Annotated in this window: 4 protein-coding genes and 1 pseudogene; 4 read left to right on the top strand and 1 reads right to left on the bottom strand. The window is 63.9% G+C overall.

The window, feature by feature from the left end:
* The 3 genes from WCB02_RS12105 to WCB02_RS12095 form a co-directional block, all read left to right on the top strand.
* The coding region (locus tag WCB02_RS12105) for a hypothetical protein (RefSeq protein ID WP_423958439.1) at positions 1-753 on the top strand (753 nt) is incomplete at its 5' end.
* Positions 750-1985 carry an RluA family pseudouridine synthase gene (locus tag WCB02_RS12100; protein WP_423958437.1) on the top strand — a complete coding sequence of 412 codons (1236 nt, stop codon included), beginning with the start codon at positions 750-752 and terminating at the stop codon, positions 1983-1985. The genes WCB02_RS12105 and WCB02_RS12100, both read left to right, overlap by 4 nt.
* 55 nt (positions 1986-2040) lie before the next feature.
* Complete coding sequence (locus WCB02_RS12095; protein ID WP_423958435.1) at positions 2041-2352, top strand: hypothetical protein; 312 nt, start codon at positions 2041-2043, stop codon at positions 2350-2352.
* Positions 2353-2357: 5 nt separating this feature from the next.
* On the opposite strand, the gene WCB02_RS12090 is transcribed toward WCB02_RS12095, so the two are convergent.
* Complete coding sequence (locus WCB02_RS12090) at positions 2358-2843, bottom strand: hypothetical protein (RefSeq protein ID WP_423958434.1); 486 nt, start codon at positions 2841-2843, stop codon at positions 2358-2360.
* 97 nt (positions 2844-2940) lie between these two features.
* Here WCB02_RS12090 and WCB02_RS12085 point away from each other — a divergent pair.
* A pseudogene (locus tag WCB02_RS12085) lies at positions 2941-3041 on the top strand (ATPase); the annotation flags it as partial.

Below are 3041 nucleotides of genomic sequence, written 5' to 3'. Positions count from 1 at the left end.
GTGCTCGACTATCTGGAAGCGCTGCCTGTTGGCACGCTGGTCGGTATCGATTTCGGGTTCTCGCTACCCTGGGCCGAGCAGGGCGCGTTGTTCGTCGACGTCCCCCACATCGTCGATGCGGCTTCGCTCTGGAGCCATGTGGACATGCTGTGTCGGGAGGACCCGGATTTCTACGCGGGCGCGGTCTGGCAATCGGATGCCAGCGCGTTCAGGAGATACATTCATCATCATGCCAGCGGCCATCGCGGCGAATTTTACGACCGAAGCCGATTGCGTCAATGCGAACGGCAATCCGGAGCCCGGCCGATCTCGATCTATCACATGACCGGTACGCAGGTCGGCGCAGGAAGCTTCGCGGGCATGCGCATCCTCAACGCCATCAAGGCCAAAAACCGGCCCGACATTGCGATCTGGCCATTCGACTCGATCGGTCGGCAGACTGTTGTTATTGTAGAAATCTATCCGTCGCTGTTTTACGTGAAGAAGAATTTCAGGCGCGCCGACCTCAACAAACGGCTCAAGGATGACCAGTTCTTTGCCTATCGCGATGCCGTGCTGCAATCCTACGGGGCCGATGCTGGCGAAAGCGGGGTGCGCTCGGTCGACGGTGTGGATGCCCTGGTGTCGGCCGCGGCCTTGGCGGCGGAAGCTGCCAATACCGGAAGTTTCGACTTGCCGTCGGATCGCAAGGCGCTCATGCAGCGCGAAGGCTGGATTTTCGGCGTGCCGGTACAGAATGGAATGACATCATGAGCCGCCGCGTCAAACGACCCCTGGCAAAATCCCGCGCTCCCGGCGACCGCCCGAAGGGCGCACGTCCATACCGCGGCTCGCAAGCCGAGCGCCCCCCGGGCCATCGCCCGACCGGGAAGCCTTTGCGGCTGTCCGATAAGCGTCAGGACAGGCATCCGGATAAACGCGGGGAACAGCGGAGCGCCGTTGCGCCGCCCGAGCCCGCGAAGGCCAAGGACATCGCCGCGGCCGAACCGTTACCGATCAAGGTTCAGACCGTCGTCGTGACCGACGACGAAAACAACATGCGGGTCGACCGCTTTCTCGAGGCGCGGTTTCCCGGGCTGTCGTTCTCCCACATCCAGCGCATCGTCCGCAAAGGCGAGTTGCGCGTCAACGGCAAGCGCGCCGACAGCAAGGATCGCCTGGAGGCGGGACAGAGCGTGCGCATTCCGCCGCTGCGGCTCGATGCGCCCAAAACGGCAAGTGCGCTGTCGGATGCGGAAAGCAAGACGCTGCAGGCGCTGAAGGAGATGACGCTCTATGAGGATGACGACGTCCTGGTGCTGAACAAGCCGGCCGGGCTTGCCGTGCAGGGCGGTTCCGGCACCACGCGGCATGTCGACCAGATGCTGGAGGTGATGCGCGACGCCAAGGGCCAGAAGCCGCGGCTGGTGCATCGGCTCGACAAGGACACCGCGGGCTGCCTGCTGGTCGCCAAGACCCGCTTTGCCGCCACCGCGCTCACCGGCTCGTTCCGCCACCGCTCCGCACGAAAGGTCTATTGGGCGCTGGTCGCGGGCGTGCCGAAGCCGAAACAGGGCCGCATCTCGACCTATCTCGCCAAGGAGGAGAGTGAGGAGGACACCATCATGCGGATCGCGGAGCATGGCGACGAGGGCGCAAGCCACGCCGTGACCTATTACGCGGTGGTGGAAAATTCGGGCAACAAGCTCGCTTGGGTTTCACTCAAACCGGTCACCGGACGGACCCATCAGTTGCGCGCGCATATGGCCCATATCGGTCACGCCATCGTTGGCGATCCCAAATATTTCAATATCGAGAATTGGCAACTGCCGGGCGGCCTGCAGAACCGGCTGCATCTCCTGGCGCGGCGCATCATGATCCCGCATCCGCGCGGCGGCGTGATCGACGCCACCGCGCCGCTGCCGCCGCACATGCTGCAATCCTGGAACCTGCTTGGGCTCGAGGCCGGCAGGTTCGACCCGATCGAGAACGCGCCCGAAGAGTAGAAGGCGAGGGACAGCGAACTTGCTGTTCGGCTGCAGGATCACGACATGTCCTTGCATGAAGCAACTCATTCTTTCGCTCGCCGCGGTCGCTTGGCTCGTGTTTGCGGGATGCGCGGCCAGCGCGCAGGTGCCAAATAATCCGCCGGGCGGTTCGAGGTTCAATCCGCCGCTGCCGCCACCGCCGCCGGGTCCCAAGATCGAGGTGCCCAAGGTGCCGCAGATGGACGCGCCGCTGCACGACGACTACGCGCCGCCGCCGCATTCGTCATTCAGGGCGCGCATCAGCCGCTGTCTCGATCAAGCCGCTGCCGCGGGCGTCCGCCCAGGGGCGCGTGCGGCCTATTCGCGCAACTGTGCGAACAGGTGACCCCGTCAATTCCTGAACTGATCAAGAAACATTCGCAGCGAGTCGTGCGGGCTCTCGACGTCGGTGATCAGCCAGCCCTCCGGTCCCTTCACCAGGATGAAGTTCAGCGTGACCGCACGGCCCTCATTGGCGAAGCCGACCGCGACATAGGTCTTGTCGTATTGCCTGCGCAGGATGGAGATGGCGAGCGGCCCCAATTTCCAGGTCGGGCTCTGCACCAGGAAGTCGTAAGGCAGGCTGCGCGGCGCTGTCCACGCCGCCCGCAGGCTTGGATCGAAGAATTGTTGCGCGGTCGCCTCATCCCGCGGCAGGCCCCTGGAAAACTCCGCCGCGCCGTCGCCGTAATAGGCATAGACGTTGCGGACCAGCGATTCCGGGGAGCGGAACCCAGCCTCGGCGGCCGGGCAGCCGAGGCCGGCCAGCAGAACGAATATCGCTGCAAAATTCCTGGGAAAATTCCCCGCGGAAACCTCCGTAAGGCTGCCGGCCATCCAAAATCCCCGGCACCACAGGCTCGCTTTATTTCGGTTCGGGCTTATCATGGTTTCTTGGTCACCCTAATGCGACGAACGGAAGCAAACACCTCCCATGCGCGAACTGTTCGATGAGGTCGCCGGGCAATCGCCGCTCGATCCGCAGGAGAAGGTGCGGCGCGCCGCGCGCACGCCCCAGCGCAAGCGGTTTTACAC

Source organism: Bradyrhizobium sp. (assembly GCF_049581145.1).
Taxonomy (GTDB): domain Bacteria; phylum Pseudomonadota; class Alphaproteobacteria; order Rhizobiales; family Xanthobacteraceae; genus Bradyrhizobium.
The sequence above is the reverse complement of the archived record's forward strand: the minus strand, read 5'-3'. Positions and strand labels throughout refer to the sequence as shown.